Genomic DNA, 23,084 nt, shown 5'->3' on the forward strand with positions numbered 1-23,084 from the left:
GTCCACGGGTCAGCCCACCGGCTCGGGATCGGGAAGTCGTTCCAGCTCCGCGATCACGAAGCCGGCGATGGCGTCCAGCGTGTTGTAGGGCGCCAGACGGAAGTCGTCCTCGCGCGGCGGCAGTCCGTAGCGCTTGGAGACCCGGGAGAGCAGCTCGACCTGCTTGACCGAGTCGACGCCGAGTTCGGCCTCCAGCTGCACTCCGGCCTCGAAGACCTCTTCCGGGTATTCCAGCGCCTGCGCGTAGAGGGTCCGCAGCTCGGCGAAGACCTCGTCCCGGTCCAGGGCCGCGTTCGGGGCCGCGCCGGTGGCTCCGGCCTCCTGCGGCGAGGTGTCCTGGTCCGGTGTCACGGCGCTCCGGGCACGCTCCTGCTCCCCGAAGACCTCCACATCCGTCCGTATCCGCTCCCGTACCTCGTGGCCGTGCGCCTTCCAGTACTCCTCGAAGAGGTGCGAGGGGACGGTCGGGGCCAGGAGCTCGGCGAGTCCGGGACCGGAAGGGCCGTCCGCGTCGGCCAGTCCCGCGTCGCGCAGCTCCCTGAGCGTCACGTCCAGCGCGAGCCGGTCGCCGTCGTCGAGCGCGAGTGTGGCCAGGGAGCGCACGTCCGAGCCCTGCGTCAGACGGGTCACCAGCTTGGACAGCGCGGGGCGTCCGCCCGCCTCCACGAACGTGGAAACACCCTCCCCGTGCAGACGACGCACCGCTGCGGCGAAGCGGACCGGCTGGACGAAGTGGTCCGCGAGGCGGCCGGCGAGCGCTTCGTCGGGCTCGTAGTAGCGCTGGAGGATCGGTGAGTACACCGGCCGCTGGAGGGGGTGCTGGTCCAGCGTGCTGACGTACGCCTCGAATTCGGGGGCCGCGGGGGCCAGGGCCGGGGTGTGGAAGGGGAAGGGCGCGTCGATCCCGATCGCGGCGATGTTCAGCTGCGCCGCGATCGCCGTCACCTGGTCCAGCACACCGTCCGGTCCGCTGACCACGGTCTGTTCGTCGTGGTTCTCCGTGGCGACCGCCAGCAGCGGGTCGTCCAGCAGCCCCAGGAGCATCCGTACGCGGTCGGCCCCGGCCGACAGGGCCACCATGCGTCCGTCGATCCCGTCGTGGCGCTCGATGACCGCCACGCGCTGCGCGACGATGCGTACACCGTCCCCGGCCGAGAAGGCCCCGGCGGCCACGAGGGCGGTGATCTCACCGAGGCTGTGTCCCGCGAGCACATCCGGTCGTACGCCCTGATCGGTCAGGATTTCGTACGCGGCCAGGCCGGCTCCGTAGATGGCTACCTGGGACACCCAGGAGTCGTCGGCGAGCAGCCCTCGCAGGTCGGTATGGTCCGGGCCGAACAGGACATCGGATATTCGTCGCGAGAACAGGGCGTCGGTCTCGGCGTCGAGACGTTCGAACACCCTCTGGACCTGCGGGTACTTCTGTTTCGCCAACCGCAGGGCCGCGCCGTCGAAGCCGCCCTGGCCGGGGAGGACGAACGCGGTGCTGGGACCGGTGGAGGTGTTTTCGGGCATGTTTGATCCATCCCTTGGAACGTTGTTGAAAGTGGCGCGGGCCGTTAGAGCGACGGAGGCGCCGTCAGCCGTGGGGGGCTTGCCAGCAGGTACTGCCCCATGGAACCCAGGTTTCTGGCGATCAGCCGGTCGCCGGCCCGGGAGGCCGGTGCGAAGTGCCGTGGTGCTCCGCGCACCAGCCAGCGCACCATCCGCAGTTTCCAGCTCGTGCCCGGACCGGACTCCACGTGGTCCAGCAGGGCGTGCATGTTGGCGGCGGAGTAGAACTGTGCGGGATCCACGATCGTGGCGAAGACCCCGACCATGTCCCGGCCGTGTGTGGCGCTTCGGCTCATCGCCCTGATGAATTCGACCTCCTCACGGCTGTGGTTCGCGATGGTCGCGTGGTCGCAGGTGTACTGGTAGTGGCCCCTGACCAGGTCGTCCCTTCGGCGGCCGTACCGGGCGAGCGCCGTCGGCAGTCCGGCACCGCCCGACCGCGACAGGCCCGCGTCGACGGCTTCCACGAGAAGCTCGGCGCTCCTGAGGCCGTCGGTGATGCCCGCGGCCGTGATCGGATCCCGGGTGTACCCGGCGTCTCCGACCAGCGCCCAGCCGGGGCCGTGTGAGCGGCGCAGAAAGTTCGGCACCGCGCCCGTCATCCACCGGCCCGCGCGCTCGGTCGCGCGCAACGACGCGGCCCACTCGGGGTCCACCGCCTCGAAGGCGTCGATGACGGTGCGGTCGCGCTCCGCGTCGCCGTTCGCCTTGAAGTCCCGCACCGGCAGCGCGACGCCCACGATGGTCAGACCGTCGTGGGTGGGCCAGGTGAAGGTGTGCTTGTGGGCGTGCCGGTGGGTGCGCACCCGGCCGTCGTGCGGCAGCCCCTCCCAGTAGGCCCAGTGGCTCTTGTTGAGGACAGGCCGGGTGGCGTACTTCTCGGCACCCGTCAGGCGGGCGACGGTGGAGTTGGAGCCGTCGGCGCCCACCACGAGACGGGCGTGCTCGGTCATGGGGGCGCCGCCGTCGTCCGACCGTCCGCGTACGCCGGTCACGGTGCCCGCTTCGTCCGTGCACAGCGCCTGGACCGAGAAGCCCTCACGGAATTCGGCGCCGGCCTCGATCGCGGCCTCCAGCAGGATCCGGTCCAGCGTGGCCCGGTCCGGGGAGTACGCCTCGTCGACCTCGTCCACGGCCGGCAGCGGGGCCGTCAAGTGGGCCCGGCCGCTTTGCAGACCGTACTCGCGGATCGGCGGACAGCCGGTTGCGGTCAGCCGTTCCAGCAGTCCCCAGCGCTTCAGCCTGAGGATACCGGGCGGATGCACCAGGTTGGTCGCCGCGGCCTTCCCTCCCGGGAAGACGGCACGGTCGAGGAGGAGGACCTTGTATCCCGCCCTCGACAGGAGCATGGCCGTGGCAGCACCGCTGATCCGTGCACCCACCACGATGACGTCATACATGTCCGGCCCCCGCGTACTCGCGGTCCGCGCGTCCGCGAACCGCGTCCCTCGCCCTCTTCTCCTGGGAACGGCGCGGTGCACCGAGCATCGTCAGGAAGCCGAGCGCCGCGAATCCGGCACCGACCCAGGCTGCGGGGACCAGGCCGTCGACGAACCGCTGAGGGGTGCCGTAACCGCCGTACGAGGTGAACACCGAGGTCAGCACCGCGACGCCCAGGACGCCGCCGAGCTCGCGGAAGGTGTTGTTGGCGCCGGAGGCGACACCCTGTTCGCGCGGCCTGACGACGTTCATCGCCATCTCGGCGGTGGGCGCGAAGAACAGCCCCAGGCCGATACCGCCCAGCACCAGACCGGGCACCTGGTCCGCGTACGCGGTGTCGACAGCGGATACCGAGGCGAGCCAGCCCAGCGCGACTGCTTCGGCCAGCAGCCCGAGGGCCACCACGAGCCGGTTGCCGATCCAGGCCGTCAGGAAGGACGCGAGGGGAGCGACCACCACAGGCATCGCCGTCCACGCGAGCATCCGCACCCCCGCCTCCAGGGGCGAGAAACCCTGGATGTTCTGCATGAACTGGGTGAGCAGGAAGACCAGACCGAACATGGCTGCGAACATCAGCATGCTCGTGACGTTGACGGCGCTGAACGAGCGGTTGCGGAAAAGCCGCATCGGGAGCATCGGGGACGGGGTGCGCATCTCCCACAGGACGAAGGCGACGAGCAGCACCGCCCCGGCTATCAGGGAGCCGAGCACCTTGTCGCTGGTCCAGCCGTCGTTCGTGGTGCTCACCAGGGCAAAGACCACGCCGAGCATGCCGAGGCTCACCAGTACGGTGCCGGTCAGGTCGAGTCGCGCGCCGGGGTGTTTGCTCTCGGCCAGCTGCCACAGGCCCAGCAGCACGACGACGATGCCGATCGGCACGTTGATCCAGAAGATCCACTCCCAGGAGATCTTCTCTACGACGGCCCCGCCGACCAGCGGGCCGAGCGCGACCGCCAGACCGCTCAGCGCCCCCCAGACGCCGAGGGCGATGCCTCGCCGGCGCTCGGACACCGCCTCGGTCAGCAGCGTCAGGGTCAGCGGCATGACGATGGCCGCCCCGAAGCCCTGCACGGCCCGGGCGGCGATCAGCTCTCCCGGCGAACCGGCGAGCGCGCACGCCGCCGACGCGGCGGTGAACACCGCGAGCCCGGCCAGGAACATCCGCCGGCGTCCGAAGCGGTCACCGGCCGCCGCGCCGAACATCAGGAAGACCGCGAAGGCCAGCGTGTAGGAGTTCACCGTCCATTCCAGGTCCTGCAGATCCGTACCCAGGGACTCCTGGATGGCGGGCAGCGCGGTGATCACGACGAGGTTGTCCAACGCGGCCATGAACACCGCGAGTCCACTCACCACCAGGGTCCATAAGGCGTTTCCACGGGAAGGGGACCGACCGAACATAGAAGATCCTTTGTCGGGCTTACGGCGGGCATGCGCGCGGAGTGGTCCGGCTAGCGGAGTGGTCCGGGCCCGGCGGAGACGGACAGGGCGTCCAGCGCCTCCCGCCACAGGCCGGCCAGCCGCTCCGCCTCGGGGAGCGCGCGGTCGTACAGGAAACTGATCCGGACCTGCTGCCCGTAGGAAAGCAACGTCACGGACAGGGCGTTGCCCGGCAGGAGTACGCCGAGCGGAGTCACGTCGATCGCCGGGGCGCCCCGGAAGGACAGCCCGGTGGGCAGGCTGAAGTTGGAGGCGTACAGCGGTGACGCGTGCGGGCTGAGCAGACGCCGGACCGTCCACCGGGTCACGGCGGGCGGAAGGATCCCGACGAGCGCTCTGCTGGCCGGTCGCAGGCCGTGGGCACGCATCCGCCGGGTCCGCTCGGCGAGTTGCCCGAACGCCACATCGAACGGCGTCCCCCGGGCGGGCAGCGTGACCACCGCGGTGGTGAGGTGGTTGCCGAGGAGAGCGTCCTCGCCGGTCCGACGGGTGCTCAGCGGCATCCGTACCGGAACCGGTGCCGTGTGGAACAGCGACCGCACGCCGTCGTCGCCGCCGGCGCTCCAGTCATCGAGTGCCTGCCACAGCGTCATGAGGAACGCGTCGTTGAGGGTGCCGCCGAACCGGCGGCTCAGCTCCCGCATCTCGTTCCACGTCGCACCGGCGCCGGCCACGCCGAGGCGTTCGGGGAGGGGCTTCGGCGCCCTGGGCCACCGCCGGGCGGGCACCAGCGCGCGGGCGAGACCCATGCCCACGCTCAGCGTTCCCCGTGCCAGTTCGCGCGCGGAGCCGCTGATGAGCGGCCGTGATCCCGCCGCACGCCGTTTCCCGGCCGGTGAGCCGCCGTCGCCGAACAGCGTGGAGACGATGTGCGCCGCGCCCATGCCGTCCTCAGTGCTGTGGTGGACTCGGTAGCACACCGCGAACTCCCCGTCGGCGTATCCGTGCACCAGGCGGATCGACCACAGCGGAGCGTTCCTCGGCAGTGGCTCGCGGGCCATGGCGGTGAGCACAGTGTCGAGGGGCGTCCCCGCCGGGAACCTCTCCTCTCCCAGGTGCGCCGCGGGGTCGAAACCGGAGACCAGCTCCCGCCGGGGCCGTCCTGGTGAAGGTGTCATCCGGTGCGACAGTCCGGGGAGGTCGGGCAGCCGCTCCGCGAGGTGATCGTGCAGTTCCTTCAGGGGAGGGGGGCTGCCGCAAAAACGCAGGAACTGGCCGTGCGCCAGGCCGACTTCCCCGTCCATGGAGAGGAAGACCTCGTCGATCGGGTTGAGTCGCTGATTCATGCGCTCCGCTCCCCTGCCGGTCGCGCCGGTCGGCGTCCGGGGCCCGTCACGTGGGCGGGTTGCCGTGCTTGCGGGACGGCAGGTCGGCGTGCTTGGACCGCAGTGCGCGCAGCGCCGCGATGAGCGTGGACCGGGTCTCGGCCGGGTCGATGACATCGTCGACGAGCCCGCGCTCCGCGGCGTGGTAGGGATGCATCAGCTCGGCCTTGTACTCCTTGACCAGCCGGGCGCGGGTCTCCTCGGGATCGTCGGAAGCGTCGATCTCCCGCCGGAAGACCACCTGTGCGGCGCCCTCCGCACCCATCACCGCGATCTCGTTGGTGGGCCAGGCATAGGTGGCATCGGCGCCGACGGACTGGGAGTCCATGACGATGTAGGCGCCGCCGTACGCCTTGCGCAGCACCAGGGAGATCCTGGGGACCGTCGCGTTGCAGTACGCGTACAGGAGTTTGGCGCCGTGACGGATGATGCCCCCGTGCTCCTGGTCGACCCCCGGCAGGAAGCCGGGTACGTCGACCAGGGTCACCAGGGGGATGTTGAAGGCGTCACAGACGGAGATGAAGCGGGCGGCCTTCTCGGACGCGTGGATGTCCAGTACCCCGGCGAGGCTGGTCGGCTGGCTGGCGACCAGGCCGACGGTCTGCCCCTCGAGCCGGGCCAGTCCGCACAGCACGCTGGTGGCCCAGCCCTCGTGCGCCTCCAGCCAGTCCCCCTCGTCGACGATCTCCCTGATCACCGCGCGCATGTCGTAGGGGCGGTTACCTTCGGCGGGCACCAAGTCGACGAGCGCCTCGTTCGTACGCTCCACGCGGTCGGCACAGTCGTAAACGGGCGGCATCTCACGGTTGTTGGCAGGCAGCAGGGACAGCAGCTGGCGCACTTCGTCGAGACACTCGGCCTCGTCGTCGTAGACGAAACCGGCGACACCGGAAACGCCGCCGTGGACGTCCGCGCCGCCCAGTCCTTCGTGGGAGATCTCCTCACCCGTCACCGACTGCACCACATCAGGGCCGGTGATGAACATCCGGGAAATGCCGCGCACCATGAAGACGAAGTCGTTGAGCGCCGGCGAATAGGCGGCACCGCCCGCACACGGGCCCAGCATCACCGCGATCTGCGGAATCACTCCGGACGCCCTGGTATTGCGCCGGAAGATGCCGCCGTATCCGGCGAGCGCCGAGACTCCCTCCTGGATACGTGCGCCCGCGCCATCATTGAGGGACACCAGCGGTGCTCCGACCGAAAGGGCCATGTCCATGATCTTGTGGATCTTGGACGCGTGAGCCTCGCCGAGTGACCCGCCGAAGATACGGAAGTCGTGGGCGTACGCGAAGACGGTCCGTCCGTGAACGGTCCCCCAGCCGGTGACGACCCCGTCGGTGAAGGGCCTGCGGTGCTCCAGTCCGAAGCCGGTGGCACGGTGTCGCCGCAGCCGCTCGACCTCATGGAACGAGCCTGCGTCGAAGAGGAGGTCCAGTCGTTCCCGTGCGGTCGACTTGCCGCGTGCGTGCTGCTGTTCGGTGCTGTGGCGGCCGGGGCCACGCTCCGCGTCGAGCGAGGTGGCGTGCAGGAGGGCGACGCTGTCTCGCATGCCGGCCGCGGGGACGGTCGGGGCAGTGGTGCGGGGATCGGAGTCCGGGGTCGGTGCGGGGCTCTCGACGAGGGCTTCGGATCGGACAGTCATACGCGTGTCTTTCTCCGTCTCTGCGTCTGCGGATCTCCGCGGATCTCTTGGGGGCGGATCTCTGAGGGATCTACATTCGTCTCGGGTCTGTCTCGATTATCCGAGGGTCACGCTGCAGCATGTCAAGGGAAATCGGGACTCTCCCGCAGAGCGAGAAAACCGCGCCATGCGACCCGGACTGAAGGAGAACATCTCGAAATCCCGCCAGGCGAGAAGAGAGAGATATCGCGAATGCGACTACTCACTGCGGGCACACCATGGATACTTCGAATTTACGAGGACTTGATTACGCGGACAGGGCTGTTTCATGAGTAAAAAAAGTGCGTTACCCAGTTGACCGCCGGTGGAACGCGCCGGAGGTCGCTCAATAAGAGCCCGGGGCCTCCGCAGACCAAGGCCCGTCGTCATCAGCCGGCGTGAAGCGCGCAGCGGCCTGCTTCACGGCGTGTACGGCGGCCCCGGGCCAGGCCGACACGTCGTACCCGGGCTTGAGCACTGCCACGGACCCCATGATCAGCCCGTCCCACCTGACGGGGGCCGCGCAGCCGGACCAGCCTGCCGACCACTCCTCGACATCAACCGCGATCCCGTCCTTGCGGACGGACTCGAGGGAGGCGAGCAGGCGCTCGTTGTCGCGATACGCGCCCGGCCCTGCCCCGTCAGGGTCCGGCTCGGCCAGGACACGGCCCTGAATGACCTTCGGGAGGTACGCGAGGATGGCCCGCCCTGCTGCGCCCGTTCGCAGCGACCGGCAGAGCTCCATCAATGTCTTGTGCGTGATGCCGAGTTCGGACAGATCCGATGCACCGACGGCCATGTCCAGACACTGTTTCCCGGCCCCTCCGAAGGGTGCCAGAGCGAAGAGGAACGCCAGCCCCCCGTCGGTGGCCGCGTGCAGATCCTCCAGAACGGCGTGCACCACACGTTCGTTGGGCGCGTGTGCCAGGGATTTCAGCCCGAGCCGCGCGGCACCGGCCCCCAGCCGGTACAGACCGTGCCCCTCGCGGGCGAAGATGCCGTCGTACACACCGGACTGGAGAATGCGATGAACGGTGGAGTCGTCCAGCCCTGTCACCTCGGCTAACTCGCCGGGGCCGTGCATCTGCCCTTCGACTTCCGTGAACGCCCGCTGGACCCGAAAGACCCGGTCGGCGTGCGCACTTCCGCCAAGGGTGCCGCGCTTGCCCATACCCTTACTCCCCGTTCGGATGGCGCCGCCCCACCCCAGGCGTGACGGCCTGTGCATGGCTACCAAGGTAACTATCCGGCCAGCCCTCTGGCTCTCCCGGCCTCGGCCGCCAGGGCTCCCTCGGACATGAGGCAGCTCTGCCGAAGCTGGACGCGAAGCCGCCGGCAGCCTGATCGTCCGAGGCTCATCACGGGTGGGAACCGCCCACCGCGTTCCCCAGGCTGTCGTGACGCGCCTGCCCGGCACACAGCGCATCGCCTTCCTCGCCCACGAACGACGGACGCCCCTCGGGTGCCCAGAACCTGCTGGACCATGCAAACAGGCCGATTGCCAGGTCGCGGTCAGTGGGCACGCGGTGCCCGACACGGCCTCGGGTGGGTATCCAAGGCTCCGGACGCCCGCCCCTACCGCGTCCTGCGGCATACTGCGCGACCTCCTCGAGGGTCGCCTCGGCCGCAGCCCCTCGCGATGGTGACGCTCCTCGACAGCTTCGTCGAGTCCCCCGTGCCGAGCTTGGCAGGCGCCGACTCGTCCACGGCGTGTCGCCGAGCGCGGAGGAGAAGAACACGTCCCGGTGGTCGTACGCGGTCGAGTCCGACGGCACGGCGAAGGCGACCACCTCGACGGTGTACGTACCGGCCGCCGGGTCGGCGATGGAGACGGACTCGTCGGATCGGGGGCCCGCCGACTGGCCGACGACTTTGCCCTGGGAGTCGCGGGACCGTCAGGTCGAGGTCGGCGGCCTCGTTGGAGACGCCCTCGATGGTGACGTTCAGCGACGTGGTGCCCTCGGGAGGGCAGCACAAGCCACAGGCGCCTGAAAGCCGTCAGCCCCGAGACGTTCCCGGCGGGCGGTGGGCGTTGCCGGGTTACTCGCGGATCTGAGCGTTCACGGTGGGATGCGTGTCACCGCTGTCCGTGCCCAGGCCCGCGAGCAGGCGCAGGCCGTCCTCGGCGGGAGTACCCGGGGCCGCGGAGAATACGAGCAGCTCCGTGCCCGATGCGTCCGGTAGTGCGAAGTTCTCCTGGTGCAGTTCCAGCAGTCCGACCAGCGGGTGCCGGTACGCCTTGCGTCCGTGGGTGCGGGCGCGTACGTCCGCGCGGGCCCACAGGCGACGGAAGCGCTCGCTGCCCAGCGACAGCTCGCCGATGAGCAGCGCCAGTTGGGGGTCCTCGGGGTACTTGCCTGCGGCCAGGCGCAGGTGCCCGACCACGTCGAGGGTGCATGCCTCCCAGTCCGCGTAGAGGCCGCGTTCGGCCTCCTCGAGGAAGATGTGCCGGGCGATGTTCAGGCCCGGCATCGGCCGGCCGAAGAGAAGCACGGCGAGGCGGTTCCCGGCGAGCACATCCAGGCGATGGTTCATGATCAGCGCGGGTGCGTCGGCGACCAGGCCGAGGACGCGCAGCAGCTCCGGCCTCACCCGCCCGACCGGCGCCTTCGCGCGGCGGCGACGCTGCCGGGCGAGCCGGTCCAGGTGCCCGCGTTCGGTCTCGTCGAGGCCGAGGACGCGGGCGAGCGCGTCGAGGACCTGTTCGGACGGCTGTCTCGCGCGGCCCTGCTCCAGGCGTACGTAGTAGTCGACGCTGACTCCGGACAGGTGCGCGACCTCTTCGCGGCGCAGCCCTTCGACCCGGCGGCGGCTGTCGGCAGGGATGCCGACGGCTGCCGGGTCGACCCGGGAACGCCGGGTCCGCAGGAAGCTGGCGAGGTCGTCCATGCACCGAAGTATGGCCGCGCCGGCGTCTGTGAGGGTGGCCCTGCTGATACCAGGAAGCCCCGTCCGACGGAAGAGGAGCCCCTGAACGCCGGGCGCCGCAGCGCCCAGGATCGAAGGCATCCGATCCCAAGGAGCAGGAGTTCCCATGAAGACGCTGATCGTCTACGCACACCCGGAGCCGAAGTCGCTCAACGGCTCGCTGAAGAACCTCGCGGTGTCCACCCTGGAGAGTGCCGGGCACGAGGTGCGGGTGAGCGATCTGTACGCGATGAACTGGAAGGCGGTCGTGGACGCCGCGGACTACGGCCCCGACGCCTCAAGCCCCCTGAAGGTCGCGGCGGACTCGGGCCGGGCCTTCGACGCCGGGACGCTCACCCCGGACGTACGCGCCGAGCAGGAGAAGCTGCTGTGGGCCGACACGATCATCTTCCAGTTCCCGATGTGGTGGTACACCATGCCCGCGATCCTCAAGGGCTGGGTGGACCGGGTGTTCACCTACCACTTCGCGTACGGCGTCGGTGAGCACAGCGACACCCAGTACGGCGAGCGCTTCGGCGAAGGCACCCTCGCGGGCAGGAAGGCCCTGCTGTCGGTGACCGCCGGCGGCCCGGAGTCGCACTACGCCCCTCGCGGGATCAACGGCCCCATCGACGACCTGCTGTTCCCGATCCACCACGGCATCCTCTACTACCCGGGCATCGAGGTGCTGCCCCCGTTCGTGCTCTACGGCACCGACCGGATGACCGCCGAGGACTACCCGGACATCGCCAAGGCCTGGAAGCAGCGCCTGCTCACCCTTGAGTCGACCGAACCGATCCCGTTCCGGCCCCAGAACTTCGGCGACTACGAGATCCCCTCGCTGCACCTGAAGGAGGGACTGGAGCCGACAGGCCGCAACGGCTTCGGACTGCACCTGCGCGGCTGACCACCGCTCACCGGCGACGAACAGCACGAGCCGGGGCGCGAACCCCAGGGCCGCAGCAGCCGTGGCAGCCGACGCGGCCAGCTACCTGCTCCCGGCCCCGGGCACGCCCCGCTCCGCAGACCGAGCGACAGTCCCCCTCCCCGGCCGCACGCACCCACGCCGGCAGGCCCGCTGGGTGCACACAACGGGCTGCTCACTCACCTGCACACCGAACACCGCCGACCGCAATGCCCCCGGAAATTCGGAGTTCCTCCGGAAATGGTGTGCATCTGCTGTCCGTTCTCGTGGACAAAGCCACAGCAGCCCTCTCATTCCTCATCCCCGTCCCGGACACCATCCCGGCGTGTCACTCCGACTGGTGCTCCGGCCCTCCGAAGTCCGGGCTGGTGTAATCCGGGCTGGTGAAGCTCGGGCGTGGGCCGTTGTCCGGGCTGCTGAAACCGGGGCGGTCGTAGCCCAGGTGTGGCATACGGCTGGTCGGCGTCGGCGGTGCCGTACGGCGCAGGGCCGCTGTACTGGGGTCGGCCAGGGCTTCCCGCAGGAACGGCAGGATGCCACGTTCCAGCAGCGCCTCGCGCCAGGCTTCTCTGGCCCGCGCCATCTCCTCGTTCAGCTCGCCGTAGGGCCCGGTTTCGAGCGAGGGCCTGTTGCGTAGGGCAGTAAAGAGCAAGCCGACAACCGCGACCAGGATCGCGCATGCGGCTACGGCACCGAACACCCACCCCGTGGTGAGCATGGTCCGGGCGAACGCCCGCTCGGGGTCGAGCACCTTCAGGACGTATCCGATGATCAGGAAGATCGCCGCAAGAGCTCCGGCGAGGACGGGTGCCAGGACCATGGCGACGGCGACGCCACTCGCACCCTTGACCTCGGTGGCCTCACCCATGGCTGCGGCAAGCCCCGTCGTGCTCGCGTCCCGCTCCGTGGAGGCGGTTCCACGGACAGCCGTCGGCTGCCAGGACGGGCGCGGTGCCCGTACGTCTGCGGCTGTTGCCGCCGTTGGTGCCTGTGGACGTACGTGCAGCCCAAGCACCGTTGCCAGCAGACGGCGCCCGTAGGACATCCGGGCCCACCGGTGAGGAGCGACTCCGTTGCGGATCCGGCGGCCACCTGGATCTCCAGCGCCCAGGATGGCGGCCCCGAGCCGGCGGCCCAGGCCGGCCGGGGCATGGTGATCAGTGGCCGCCCTGTCGGAGCGCGGAGAAGCGGACGGAGCAGAGGCGGGCGCCGAGCTCGAACTTGAGGACCAGTAGGCAGTGCGCGAGGAAGAGTACGGGTCTACCGGGTGACGGAGTTCGTCGCGGACCCGGACGTAGTGCTGGTATTCGGCCGCCGCGGCCGCCGTGATGATCGCGGTGGCGTTGAGTGCCATGGTACGCAGCTGTTCTGGATTGAGCCGCTGCCCCACAGCGGCCAGTTCCGGGCGGTTCGGGACAGAGCGCAGCGCCTCATCGAGGATCCGCTCGTATTCCTGACGGTCCTCGCTGTGCAGGTGTTGCGGAACGCTGTTCACAGCCCCTCCTCCCCGAGCTCCGTTCTCTGCCATCGTGGAGCGCTTCGACCGTCGCGGCTAGTTCCCGTGCCACTGGCCGGGTCCGCGGGGAACGGGCCGTCTGCGGGTTGCGAGGGACCTGGAGGCTGTGATCGATCCGCAGGCATCTCGCCGGAGGCGCGTTCCGGCGTGCGGGCGTCCGCGACCGCGCCGGACGGCCTGGGCGAGGGCATCGGCCGCGCGACGGACGGTGGGTCTTCGGCGGCAGAGGCGGGTAGCTGAACCTGGTCCGAGTGGGATGCCGAAGGCGCGGGCTGGGGCTCCGCTCGGAGCGCACCAGCCGTCGGCGCTACGACGGCTCCGGCACCCGAGGTCCCCAGGTCGGCCACGCCCTGCACCCGGCCCGAAGCGCCGGCGGCCGGCAGCGCCCCGGGTTCCGCGGTCACCTCCTGCACGCCTGCCGGCTGCCGCTCGCCCGTCACCGCCTCGTTCACCGTCTGGATGCGGATGAGTTGGGTGAGCAGCACGGGCGCCGACATCCCGACGACGAGGGCGGCGTACTCACCGCTGATCTGCCCCGTGGTGCCGAACAACACCGCGGCACCGGCACCCATCGTGGTGTGCACGACGGCCGCGGCGAAGTCGACAGGGGCATCGAAGTATCCCTGGAACTGCGGAGCTTCTTCCTGTGTCATCCCCGCCGCAATCGCCTGCCGATGGGCCTTGCGATCAGCCTGCCAACACACGAACCGGGCGTACAGGTCCACGGCTCCACGCAGCAGACCGCCCGCCGCCCCCAACAGGATCAACGTCGGGACGTCCACGGTTTCCCCCGGGTGATGGCGCTGACGCCTGGCAGCGAGCTTGTGGACACCCGACGAGCGTAGAGCCGTGGACAAGCCGCGGGGAAGAGCCCAAGTCGGCCCGTAATTCGGTCAACCACCCTTCCCTCGAACACGCTTTCCATGCTCCTCGCCTCGCAGGCGACGCCCCACCGTCGGCAGATGGACAGACTGGGGCGCTCCCGCACCGCTCCCCCGCCTTCCACCCGGAAACAAGCGGGACGGTTGCCGAGGTGTCGTCGCAAGGGGCCCGCTGACAGGTCCGTACTGCCTGCAGGATGCGTCCGCTTGGACGAACAGGTCCCCGTACACCGATCGCGTGGCCGCTGGCGGACATGGTCATCGATGTTGATTACTGCGGGAGCTCAGGGTGTCAGGCACTGGTGAAGTGTCGGTATTGGAGGGCTGCGGTATTCGCCTGCGGGACGGGTTGTGTCAGCAGACGCTGTGTCCCACGCAGATCGTGTCGCTTTACACGCGGCCGGATCTCTTCCCGCATGTCGCATTGCGGCGATCCATCGTGGAGGAACTTGAGGCAGTGAGGTCTCGTCTCCGGCGACAAGGTTTGTCGTGTCGACGTCATGTTGGCGTGATCGGACTTGCAGCGAGCCAGCCCGCGACTGTTCGCACCACCTGAAGCTGGAACTCCAACTGCCTCCCTCCACCTGCGGGTTGGATGAAGCCCAGGCCAAGGGTGGTGGGGCCTTTGCCCCTGAGCGTGGACGCCTTGGACACTGGACCTTGAGGGTCCAGGGGAAGAGATGTCACGGATGGTGATGAAGGTGTACTCGGCGGAGTTCAGGGCGGACGCCGTCGCGCTGTACCTGTCGGACCCGAAGAACACGTACGAGGGTGTCGGCAAGGACCTGGGGATCAGCCGGGAGACGCTCCGGAACTGGGTGCGCACTGAGCGGGCCCGGACGGGTCAGGCGGCGCGCACCAGCGCCTCACCGCGGGCGGCACAGGCTGCCCAGGTACCCTCCAACGACATGCTGGAGAAGGAGAACAAGCAGCTCAGGGCCAGGATCCGGGAGCTGAAGACGGAGCGGGAGATCCTCCGGAGGGCCGCGAAGTATTTCGCCTCAATGGCAGTGTGAGCGGTGCCGGAGGCCCGTCGTAGTGACACTCTGGTGAAGTCGGCGGGGTTGGCTCGCTATTTTGCTGCCCCGTATACGGTGGCTTGTCTCCGATGTGCCGCCCCGTCGGCTCGGCGCCTTCTGCGGTGTGGCTTGATAGGAATCTGCCGTATGGCCCGATTGAGGCGTGCCCCCGCGGAGGGTCTGTCCCGGACAGCCTGCTTGGGAGGGTGCGATGACCGTCATCGGCGTAGACGGACACAAGCGGAACCACACCCTGGTTGCGGTCGATGAACTGGGCCGCCACCAAGATGAGTTGATGGTCCCGGCCACCGCAGCCGGGCACGGTCGGGCTCTGCAATGGATCGGCCGGTTCGGACCCCACGTCCTGGTTGCGGTCGAGGATTGCCGGCATCTCACCCGCCGTTTCGAAGCCGACCTACTGACCGCCGGCCACCAGGTCGTCCGCGTCCACACCCGGTTGATGGCCGAGACCCGCCGTTCAGCGCGCGAGCGCGGCAAGTCCGACCCGATCGACGCCGAGGCAGTGGCTCGCGCAGCCCTGCGAGAGCCCGACCTGCCGCGCGCCGCCCTCGATGGCCCCACCCGCGAGGTCAAGCTGCTGACGGATTACCGCTCCCAGCTGGTCCAGCAGCGCACCAAGGTGACCAACCGGCTGTTGTGGTTCCTGCACGAACTCGACCCCGAACTCGGGGTACCGGCCCGCGGGCTGAAGCGGACCTGGGTCATCGACGCCCTCGAGCTTGCCTTGTCCGAGCACACCGGAACCGTCGCTGACATCGCCACCGAACTGCTCGAAGACTGCCGTCGGCTGACCGTACGCATCAACGAACTCCACCGAAAGCTGCGCCACTTGGTGGGAGAACTGGCCCCTGGTCTCCTGGACATCCCCGGGTGCGGGGTGCTCAGCGCCGCGGCCATCCTCGGCGAGACCGCGGGTGCCTCACGCTTCAGGTCCAAGGACGCCTTCGCCCGCTTCAACGGCACGGCCCCGATCCCGGTCTGGTCGTCCAACAAGGTCCGCGTCCGCCTCAACCGGGGCGGCAACCGCCGCATCAACCACGCCCTCCATATGATCGCGATCACCCAGATCGGCCGCGGCCACGCTGGCGCCGACTACTACGCCAAGCAGATCGTCTCAGGCAAGACACCCAAGGAAGCCCGACGGCTACTCCGGCGCAGAGTGTCCGACCGTGTCTTCAGGGCCCTCATCGCCGAGGAACAGCGTCAGACACGTCCCGCCAGCACCCCCAACACGACGCTGCCGCTCGTCGCTTGACATAGGAGTATCGGCGAGACCAACTGGTGAGCCGTTTCCCGTTCCTCGAGGATCATCGCGGTGCCTACGGCGGCAAGCGGCTGCGCCAGGTCCTGGAGGTCTCCCGGTCCGGGTTCTACCGGTGGCTGAAGGCCGCCCCGGCCCGCATGGAGCGGGCACGCTCCGATGCCCGCCTCGCGCGGCGGATCCGGGAGATCCACAGGGAGCCCGACGGCACCTACGGCATCCCGCGCATCACCGCCGAGCTAAAGGACGCCGGAATCGACGTCAACCACAAGCGCGTCGCACGTGTGATGCGCCGGATCAGCCTCCAGGGGGTGCACCTGCGCAAGAAGGTCTGCACCACCGTTCCCGAGCCGTCCGCGATCCCGGTGCCCGACCTGCTGCAGCGCGACTTCACCGCGAGCGAGCCGAACACCAAGTACGTCGGTGACATCACCTACCTGCCCATCGGCGACGGCCAATTCCTCTACCTGGCCACGGTGTTGGACCTGCACTCGAAACGGCTGGCGGGCTGGTCGATCGCCGACCACATGCGCACCGAACTCGTCACCGACGCGCTGAAGGCCGCCGCCCGCACCCGGGGGCGGGAGCCTTCACGGAGCGATCTTCCACAGCGACAACGGCGCCCAGTACGCATCGGAGGAGTTCGCGAACGTATGCCGTGAACTCGGGGTGACCCGCTCACGCGGTGCGGTCGGCACGAGCGCGGACAACGCAGCTGCCGAGTCGTTCAATACAACCTTGAAAAGGGAAACCCTGCAGGGGAAGAAACGCTGGCCAGGAGCCCGCGAGGCGCGTCTCGCGGTGTTCCGGTAGGTCACCCGCTACAACACGAGAAGGCGGCCCTCAAGGCTCGGCCAGATCAGCCCGATCGCCTTCGAACAACCATCGGCTACGCTGACCGCTGCCGCATAGCAAACGGTGTCCACGCTCCGGAGGAAAGCCCCCTGATCCCTCGGAAGATCAGCCAGGGCAGGTCGCCCACAGCACGGGCGAAACCATATGATTCCACGGGCCACGCGGGGCATCACCGACGGCGCCTAGGGAATCGGGTTCCGGCGCCACCCGCCAGCCGTGCCCGCGCACGGCACCACACCCCGCCCGCATGATCAAGCCCCCGCAGCCTGTGCAGGGGTTCAGCCGGCCATCACTGTGGGCTCTGTCTCCGTCTTGTACGAAAATCGGGTGCCGATACCCCGCGCGTCCCCGGCCACTCGGCGGGATCCGGCCACCGGAGCGGATCGGCGGCCTGGCCGCGACCGGGCCCGCCGGTAGCTGTCCGCGGCGGGGTGCGTATCAGTCCGATCCTGCTGGGCCGGGTTGCGGGATGCCCTGGTCCGGCAGGCTCGTTGTGGCGTCCCACAGGCGGGTGAACTGCCTGAGTCGGTGTTCGACGTGGGCGGGGCGGGCGTTGAGTGTCGTCTTGGCGTTGACGTCCTTGGTGTCCTGGTCGATCTCGTAACTCAGTTCCCGGTCAAAGATAATGAAGTCGCTCTGGGTGCCGAGCCGTGCCCAGGGCGGCAGTTGGGAGAGCGCCACCACGCGAGAGTCGAGCCCGAGAGCTCGTTGGTTGGCGCACAGCGCCAGCACTTCCGCGTCGATGTGCTGTTCGTCGTCGACGAGGAACAGCCGGCGGACCTCCACGCCTCGCGCCAGGGCGTCGCTCTGTGCCTCCAGATAGCGGGCGGCGGGCTCGCTGCCCCAGAAGTGCCGGTCGACGGAGGTGCTGGTCGCATCGAGGCTGTGCTTGATGCAGCGGGTCAGGTCGATCAGCCAGTCCTGGTTCTCCCCCAGGCAGTCCGCGCTGCGGTTGCTGAGGTTCTCCAGCAGTCCGGCCAGGCGCTCGATCTCCTCGCTGGCGAAGGTCTTCACAGTCTCGTTGTTGAGCTCGCCGCACTCCGTTGCCCGGCGGGCGAGTTTGATGACCGCGTCCGAGCGCAGCACCGAGCGGTCGACGTTGCTGAACAGTTCGGTCGCCGCGTTGATCTGCCGGAACCGGTCGTCGACCAGGGTGGTGAGGGCGACATGATGACTGATCAGGTTGTCCTTGACGTCGCGGATCAGCTCCGCCTGGCTGCCCTCGATCTCCACCAGACGTTTCTCGAAGTCGACGAGGTACTGCACGATGAGGGCCGCGCCGCCGATAACGATGGAGGCGGTCAGGTTCCACACGTCGCCCGCACCTTGGTTCGCGTCGACCGCACTGGTGACGAGCAGAGCGATGACGAAGACCACGGAAGTCACCAGGGTCTTCATGAGGACTGGCGGGATCCGCAGTCCCCTGTTGTCGGGCCGCCGGCGCGGCGGCGCGGGGGACGGTGGTGCCGGGTTCGCCGGTGTAGTGGTGGTCGCTGGTGCTCCGTTCATGTCGTCTCCCCCGTCGTTAAGGGCCTATGGGCTGCCTCGTCAAGGCGTTGAGCAGGGCAAGGCGGTCCCGGATCCGCTGGACGAGGTTGTCCCACTGGCGGGTGAATCCGGGGTTCTGCTCGAGGACGTTCCACAGTCCCCGAAGCGCGTGGTCGCCGCGGGCCGCGGGCATCCACAGGTGGATCAGATGTTCGACAGCCGGGCGCAGTGCGGTCAGCGCGTCGGGTCCCTCGGCCGGGCCGAGTCTGCCATCGAGGAGGCGCACGACGGTGGTGAGAAGCCAGTCGTGCAGTGCCAGGTCCTCGCACAGGGCGGCGACGGCGGCCGGGTCGGTGGCGGCGGGTACCCGCAGTCGGACCGTGCGCAGGTCGTCCTCGGTGAGGGTGAACTCCTCGATCGCCGGTCCCTGTCCCGGCTCAGCCTGCCGGGCGGCCCAACGCAGCCTGGTGTGGCGGGACTTCAGGGGGGCCTTCTGGTCGAGCAGTGGGTGCCGGAGCAGGGTGGTGAGGGCGCCGTCCGCGATCAGGCCCAGGTCGAGTTCGCCGTATCCGGCCCCGTCGAGGACGCCTTGGGCCGCCTCGTGTTCGGGAAGCCGGCCCAGGGGTTCAACCACTCCGGGATGGATGAGGTAGTGCCCCCAGGGGCGGCGCCGTTCGGGGCCTCGGGCGAGGGCCCGGACATGGGCGCTGCTCTGCAGGATCCGGCCCTCGGTCAGGGCGGCGCGGGTGGCGACAGTGCCGACGACGCGCACCTTGGCCCCGTTGGAGGTGGGCATCCGGCAGTCGACGCCGGTGAGGGTCTGCGGGGAGCGCACGTAGAGGTTGGGGCGTTCGGAGACCAGGACGCGTTCGTCCGGGCGCAGCCGCAGCAGCTGGGTGGCGGCACGGGCGTCCAAGGGGTTCAGCGAGGGCAGCACACAGGTGCGGATCTCCCCGCAGGCGAGGACCGGGAGGGCCGGGGGCGTGTCCGGTAAGGCCGTCACCTCGACGGCTCCGGGCAGAAGACGTAGGAGACCCGGTCGGCCACCGAGTCGGGGGGTGTGATGCCGTCCGCGTGCGCCCGGGCGGCGATCTGCTCGACGGCGCCCTGGTCGACGTCGATCTGGTCGAGGATGATCCGCACCGCGTGTTCGACGGGTAGGAACCGGGCGGGCAGCACGGAGCACGTGCGGTAGGCACAGAAGGGGGCGGCGGCGGGGTTGAGCTGGGTCAGCGGCGGCAGTTCGTCCCAGCTCCGGGGGTGGCCACGAGGGCTCGCGGGGCGCGGGAGCAGGACCGGTTCGCCTTCGTTGCGCAGGAGGCCGAGGCGGGCCAGCTGCCAGACGGCGGCGAGGAGGGGACAGGACCACGTGCGGTTGCCGTCCTTGTCGTCGTCCCAGAGTTCGACGTCCAGGAAGACGGAGTGGCGGCGGGCTGCGGTCTCGGTGGGCGGCTGCCAGGGGGCCGTCCTGCGCATGGCCTGGGATCGCCCCGAGGGGCTGCGCTGTCCGTTGGCGAGCCAGCCGGACTCGCTGACGGGCGGGCGGGCACCGTAGCTGCCCGGGGGCGGTGATTCGACGAGGCGGTGTGCGACGGACTGGGCGAGGGGGACCTTGTCGGCGACCGCGCAGGCGGATTCGCGAGCCAGATAGTCGATGACGAGGCCGACCCGCTCGGCCGCGTCGACGACGAGGGGCAGGAGTTCGGCCGGGGTGGAGAAGCGGCTGAAGTAGTCGTCTACGAGGAAGCAGGTGCTGATGCGTGGCCGGGCGGCGCCGGTGCGGGCGGCGGTGTCGGCGCGGGCCGCGTCCGCCCAGGGCCGGACCCGGGTGAAGAGCTCACGCAGACGATCCGGGCCGCCTTCCAAGTCCTCCATGTACAAGTGGCCGAGTTCCAGGGAGAGATGGGAGAGCGGTACCGCGGTGGTGCGGCTCTGTGCCGTGGTCTCCCGGAAGACGTCGGTCACGGCTTCCCCCAGTGTGTGTCGTCGGTGAGGCGTCCGGCGATCGCTTCCAGCGCGTCCAGCGTCTCCTTGTTGGCGATCTTGGTGGCCACGACCTCTTCCTCGGTGATCAGCTGTTCCCGCCACTGCAGGATCGGCTCCAGCGGCACGGTGCCGAGCAACACCGTGTCGCCGACGCCGAGTTCGGAGGCGAGTCGGCGCAGTCGTTCGTCGTACATCTGCATCCAGGCGGACTGTGCGGGCGAGACGTGCGACCACAGCGAGGAGTCGGGGTCGGGTACGGCGGCCCGGACGAAGCGGATCACGGCCCGGAGTGCGTCCTTGTCGTGGCCGAGTTCGGCTCCGCCCTCCAACAGGCCGCGAGCGGCGTAGACCAGCCCTGCGGCGGCGATGACGTGTTGTCGGGTCCAGCGGTGGAAGACCACCCAGCGGTGCGGGACGTTGCGCAGTTCGGGCCGTGCGGTGGCTTCCAGGACCATGTCCATGGCGTAGCTCCGTCCGGCGCTGAGGTCGACCAGGATCAGGTCGAACTCGCCGTGCAGGCGCAGGAAGAGGTTGACGCAGCGCTGCACCGAGTCCTCGTCCGTGACGAACTCGCCGCCGCTGACATCGCCGGGGAGCAGCACGAGCCGTCCGGCTCCGATCGTGTTGCGCCGCAGTACGGGGTGTTCGGTGCGGCGCCAGACGTCGACCCGGGCCGGTTCGGGGGCGGTGCCCTCCAGATAGGAGTGCAGGCCGCCCTCGCCCGTGCCGCGCAGGATGTCGGGGACGTCGAAGACGGCGGGTGCGGTGGGTGAGCCGAAGTCGAAGTCGACGTACGCCACATGGTCACCGGCGAGGGCTCGCTGGTAGGCGAGGTTCGCGCTGGTGACGGAGCGGCCGGTGCCTCCCTTGTCGGAGGCGGCGAAGACGATCACCGCCACACCTCGCCCGCGGCGGCGCTGCGGGCCTGGGCGAGCGTGTCGAGTTCACCGAGCACGGACAGCGCGAGCGCACCGGCGGTGCCGGGTTGGTCGCCGACGAGTTCACGTGCCCTGCGGAGCCGGATCTCGATGGTGCGCAGGGACTTGGCGTGGTCGCTGTCGGAGACGACGGCGGACCGCATCTGCTCCCGGCCGAATCGGTGGGTGGCCTCGCTGAGCAACGCGGTGGCGAAGGAGCCGAGTTCGGGGCTGCCGACGGGCTTGCGGTCGTAGAAGTTGTACGCGGCGACCATGCACTCGGTGAGGCGTTCGGTCATGCTCCAGGAGGGTGAGCCCTCGCGTTTGGGTGCGGTGGGGAAGACCGCCTGTGCGTCGTCCCACAGGTCCGTGCCCTCGCCGTCGGCGATGCGCCGCTGCCAGAGGTGGTCGAAGGTCTCCTCCGCCAGCGCCAGCAGTTCGTCCTGGACGGCGGCGCTGCGGGAGTAGGTGGCGAGTTGGATGGTGCGTTTGAGCAGGTGCGCGGAGAAATCGGTGACCGTCCACTCCAGGGGCGGGCCCAGTTGCTCGCTGCCCTGGAGGGGCAGGACGACTCCGGGGCTGTGCAGTTCCAGAGCGGAGTCGTCGCGGGTGAGCGGACTGGTGATGCGGCCGCGCTCGGCGAGCCGGGTGAGGACCTCGGCGGTGCGGGCGAAGTCCTCGTCACCGGCCCGGCTGCGCACGAGGTCGTGGACGACGAGGGACGCCACGGAGAGGGAGAAGTACTCGGATTCGAGCTTCTGGTGGGTGACGCGCCAGGGGATGTCCTCCAGCGGCCATCGGTCGGCGCTGAATCGGGCGAGGGCGGACCAGTACTCCCGGGTGACGGTCCAGCGCAGTCGCAGCGCCTCGGCGAGTGTCTGCTGCTCCTGGTCGAGAAGGCCGAGGGTGAGAGTGCGGTCGGAGGACAGGTCCTGGATGCCGTCGAGGGCGACCACGGTGAAGTACAGATAGGGAATGGGGTCCGCCACGCCGACGCTCTGGCGGCCGATGTGCTGCTCCGTGCCGTCCTTGTCGGTGCGGGTGACGGGCGGTGCGTCCTTGACCACGCCCCAGGCCCAGCCGCATTCGAACATCATCCCGGGGTCCTTGAGGCCGTCCTCGACGTCCACGCCGAGCGTGATGCGGTTGCCGATGGTGGCGCGCAGGGTCTCGAAGCGTTCTTGGAACTGACGCAGGACCGCCCGCTCGGAGAGCCTGCGCTGGCCCAGGGTCCGGCTCAGCCGCCGTCCCTGGGTGGTGTCGGCGTCGAACACGCTGACGGTGAAGGACCGCAGCAGACCGACCATCGCCGCGGTGAGCCGCCTGCTCGTCGCTCCCCTGAGGTCCTTGACTGCTTCACGCAGGTCGGAACGGACGGTGGGGCCGGTGAACTTGTCGAGGAAGCCGAGTGTGGCGAGGCAGAGGGTGACGGACATGGAGTAGGAGTCGACTACGCCGAGGTCCCGCTGCTGGGTGGTGATGTCCGCGTCGGGGTCGGGGGTGCTGAAGTAGTAGCCGCCGCCGAAGGTGGGAGTGCCGTCCTCCTCCGCGTGATTGTGCATGAACTCGCGGAGGGCTGCGATCAGGGCCACGGGGATCTCGGTGCGCCCTCCTGCCAGGCGGAGGGCGCGCTGTACGTCCTTCTGGGTGGTGTCCGGCTCGTCGAGACGGAACTCGGGGATCTCGGTGGCCGGATACATGAGGCTCAGCAACCGCTCGGCGTCCGCGACGCTGCTGCGCCCGCCGGAGTCACCCCAGGCGAAACGCCCGCCGTCGAAGGAGTGCCGTGCGATCGCTTCCCAGATCTGGAGCAGATGAGCTCTCGGCTTGATCTCCATTCCCAGCCCTTCAACCAGGTCGTCCCGCACACCGCTCGTTCTGTGCCACCG

15 protein-coding genes and 5 pseudogenes are annotated in these 23,084 nt (G+C 69.4%); 4 read left to right on the top strand and 16 right to left on the bottom strand.

Annotated features, from left to right (window positions below; translation table 11 throughout):
• Positions 1 to 9 precede the first annotated feature (9 nt).
• The 8 genes and pseudogenes from PH203_RS42105 to PH203_RS42140 form a co-directional block, all read right to left on the bottom strand.
• A complete protein-coding gene (locus PH203_RS42105) occupies positions 10 to 1,515 on the bottom strand; it encodes an acyltransferase domain-containing protein (protein ID WP_289927396.1) in 1,506 nt (501 codons plus the stop codon).
• A gap of 44 nt (positions 1,516 to 1,559) precedes the next feature.
• Positions 1,560 to 2,954 carry an NAD(P)/FAD-dependent oxidoreductase gene (locus PH203_RS42110; protein WP_289927398.1) on the bottom strand — a complete coding sequence of 465 codons (1,395 nt, stop codon included), beginning with the start codon at positions 2,952 to 2,954 and terminating at the stop codon, positions 1,560 to 1,562.
• Positions 2,947 to 4,392 carry an MFS transporter gene (locus PH203_RS42115; RefSeq protein WP_289927399.1) on the bottom strand — a complete coding sequence of 482 codons (1,446 nt, stop codon included), beginning with the start codon at positions 4,390 to 4,392 and terminating at the stop codon, positions 2,947 to 2,949. The genes PH203_RS42110 and PH203_RS42115 overlap by 8 nt, the downstream gene beginning before the upstream one ends.
• Before the next feature lie 50 nt (positions 4,393 to 4,442).
• Entirely contained in the window at positions 4,443 to 5,717 is a 1,275-nt protein-coding gene (locus PH203_RS42120; protein ID WP_289927400.1) for a wax ester/triacylglycerol synthase domain-containing protein, read from the bottom strand.
• Positions 5,718 to 5,763: 46 nt separating this feature from the next.
• Positions 5,764 to 7,308 carry an acyl-CoA carboxylase subunit beta gene (locus PH203_RS42125; protein ID WP_289927495.1) on the bottom strand — a complete coding sequence of 515 codons (1,545 nt, stop codon included), beginning with the start codon at positions 7,306 to 7,308 and terminating at the stop codon, positions 5,764 to 5,766.
• Positions 7,309 to 7,765: 457 nt separating this feature from the next.
• Positions 7,766 to 8,590: an IclR family transcriptional regulator C-terminal domain-containing protein gene (locus tag PH203_RS42130; RefSeq protein ID WP_289927401.1), complete on the bottom strand. Its 825-nt coding sequence runs from the start codon at positions 8,588 to 8,590 to the stop codon at positions 7,766 to 7,768.
• 464 nt (positions 8,591 to 9,054) lie between these two features.
• Positions 9,055 to 9,384 (bottom strand): annotated as a pseudogene (locus PH203_RS42135) (PPC domain-containing protein); the annotation flags it as partial.
• Positions 9,385 to 9,459: 75 nt separating this feature from the next.
• A complete protein-coding gene (locus tag PH203_RS42140; RefSeq protein WP_289927402.1) occupies positions 9,460 to 10,308 on the bottom strand; it encodes a helix-turn-helix transcriptional regulator in 849 nt (282 codons plus the stop codon).
• 145 nt (positions 10,309 to 10,453) lie between these two features.
• Here PH203_RS42140 and PH203_RS42145 point away from each other — a divergent pair, with 145 nt between their 5' ends.
• Complete coding sequence (locus PH203_RS42145; protein ID WP_289927403.1) at positions 10,454 to 11,233, top strand: NAD(P)H-dependent oxidoreductase; 780 nt, start codon at positions 10,454 to 10,456, stop codon at positions 11,231 to 11,233.
• A 346-nt stretch (positions 11,234 to 11,579) separates the two neighbouring features.
• Here PH203_RS42145 and PH203_RS42150 read toward each other — a convergent pair.
• The 3 genes and pseudogenes from PH203_RS42150 to PH203_RS42160 form a co-directional block, all read right to left on the bottom strand.
• Positions 11,580 to 12,134 (bottom strand): annotated as a pseudogene (locus PH203_RS42150) (hypothetical protein); the annotation flags it as partial.
• Positions 12,135 to 12,515: 381 nt separating this feature from the next.
• Positions 12,516 to 12,779: pseudogene (locus tag PH203_RS42155) on the bottom strand (hypothetical protein); the annotation flags it as partial.
• Positions 12,743 to 13,549 (bottom strand): hypothetical protein, encoded by an 807-nt coding sequence (locus PH203_RS42160; protein WP_289927404.1) that lies wholly within the window; start codon positions 13,547 to 13,549, stop codon positions 12,743 to 12,745. The gene PH203_RS42160 and the pseudogene PH203_RS42155, both read right to left, overlap by 37 nt.
• A gap of 788 nt (positions 13,550 to 14,337) precedes the next feature.
• Here PH203_RS42160 and PH203_RS42165 point away from each other — a divergent pair.
• The 3 genes and pseudogenes from PH203_RS42165 to PH203_RS42175 all read left to right on the top strand — a co-directional run.
• Positions 14,338 to 14,646: pseudogene (locus tag PH203_RS42165) on the top strand (transposase); the annotation flags it as partial.
• A gap of 232 nt (positions 14,647 to 14,878) precedes the next feature.
• Complete coding sequence (locus PH203_RS42170; protein WP_289927406.1) at positions 14,879 to 15,943, top strand: IS110 family transposase; 1,065 nt, start codon at positions 14,879 to 14,881, stop codon at positions 15,941 to 15,943.
• A gap of 8 nt (positions 15,944 to 15,951) precedes the next feature.
• A pseudogene (locus PH203_RS42175) lies at positions 15,952 to 16,861 on the top strand (IS3 family transposase); the annotation flags it as partial.
• 381 nt (positions 16,862 to 17,242) lie between these two features.
• On the opposite strand, the gene PH203_RS42180 reads toward PH203_RS42175, so the two are convergent.
• The 5 genes from PH203_RS42180 to PH203_RS42200 are packed head-to-tail and all read right to left on the bottom strand — an operon-like array spanning position 17,243 to position 23,033.
• Positions 17,243 to 18,313, bottom strand: a complete 1,071-nt coding sequence (locus PH203_RS42180) for a DUF6879 family protein (protein ID WP_289927407.1) — start codon at positions 18,311 to 18,313, stop codon at positions 17,243 to 17,245.
• A gap of 16 nt (positions 18,314 to 18,329) precedes the next feature.
• The gene (locus tag PH203_RS42185; RefSeq protein ID WP_289927409.1) at positions 18,330 to 19,295 is read right to left on the bottom strand and encodes an SCO2521 family protein; all 966 of its coding nucleotides are present in this window, start codon (positions 19,293 to 19,295) and stop codon (positions 18,330 to 18,332) included.
• Positions 19,292 to 20,257 carry an SCO2522 family protein gene (locus PH203_RS42190; protein ID WP_289927410.1) on the bottom strand — a complete coding sequence of 322 codons (966 nt, stop codon included), beginning with the start codon at positions 20,255 to 20,257 and terminating at the stop codon, positions 19,292 to 19,294. The genes PH203_RS42185 and PH203_RS42190 overlap by 4 nt, the downstream gene beginning before the upstream one ends.
• Complete coding sequence (locus PH203_RS42195) at positions 20,254 to 21,171, bottom strand: SCO2523 family variant P-loop protein (protein WP_289927411.1); 918 nt, start codon at positions 21,169 to 21,171, stop codon at positions 20,254 to 20,256. The genes PH203_RS42190 and PH203_RS42195 overlap by 4 nt, the downstream gene beginning before the upstream one ends.
• Positions 21,168 to 23,033, bottom strand: a complete 1,866-nt coding sequence (locus tag PH203_RS42200; protein WP_289927413.1) for an SCO2524 family protein — start codon at positions 23,031 to 23,033, stop codon at positions 21,168 to 21,170. Before PH203_RS42200 ends, PH203_RS42195 begins: the two co-directional genes overlap by 4 nt.
• Positions 23,034 to 23,084: the final 51 nt, after the last annotated feature.

It is taken from the genome of Streptomyces sp. S.PB5, from assembly GCF_030403745.1.
In the GTDB taxonomy this organism is placed as follows: domain Bacteria; phylum Actinomycetota; class Actinomycetes; order Streptomycetales; family Streptomycetaceae; genus Streptomyces.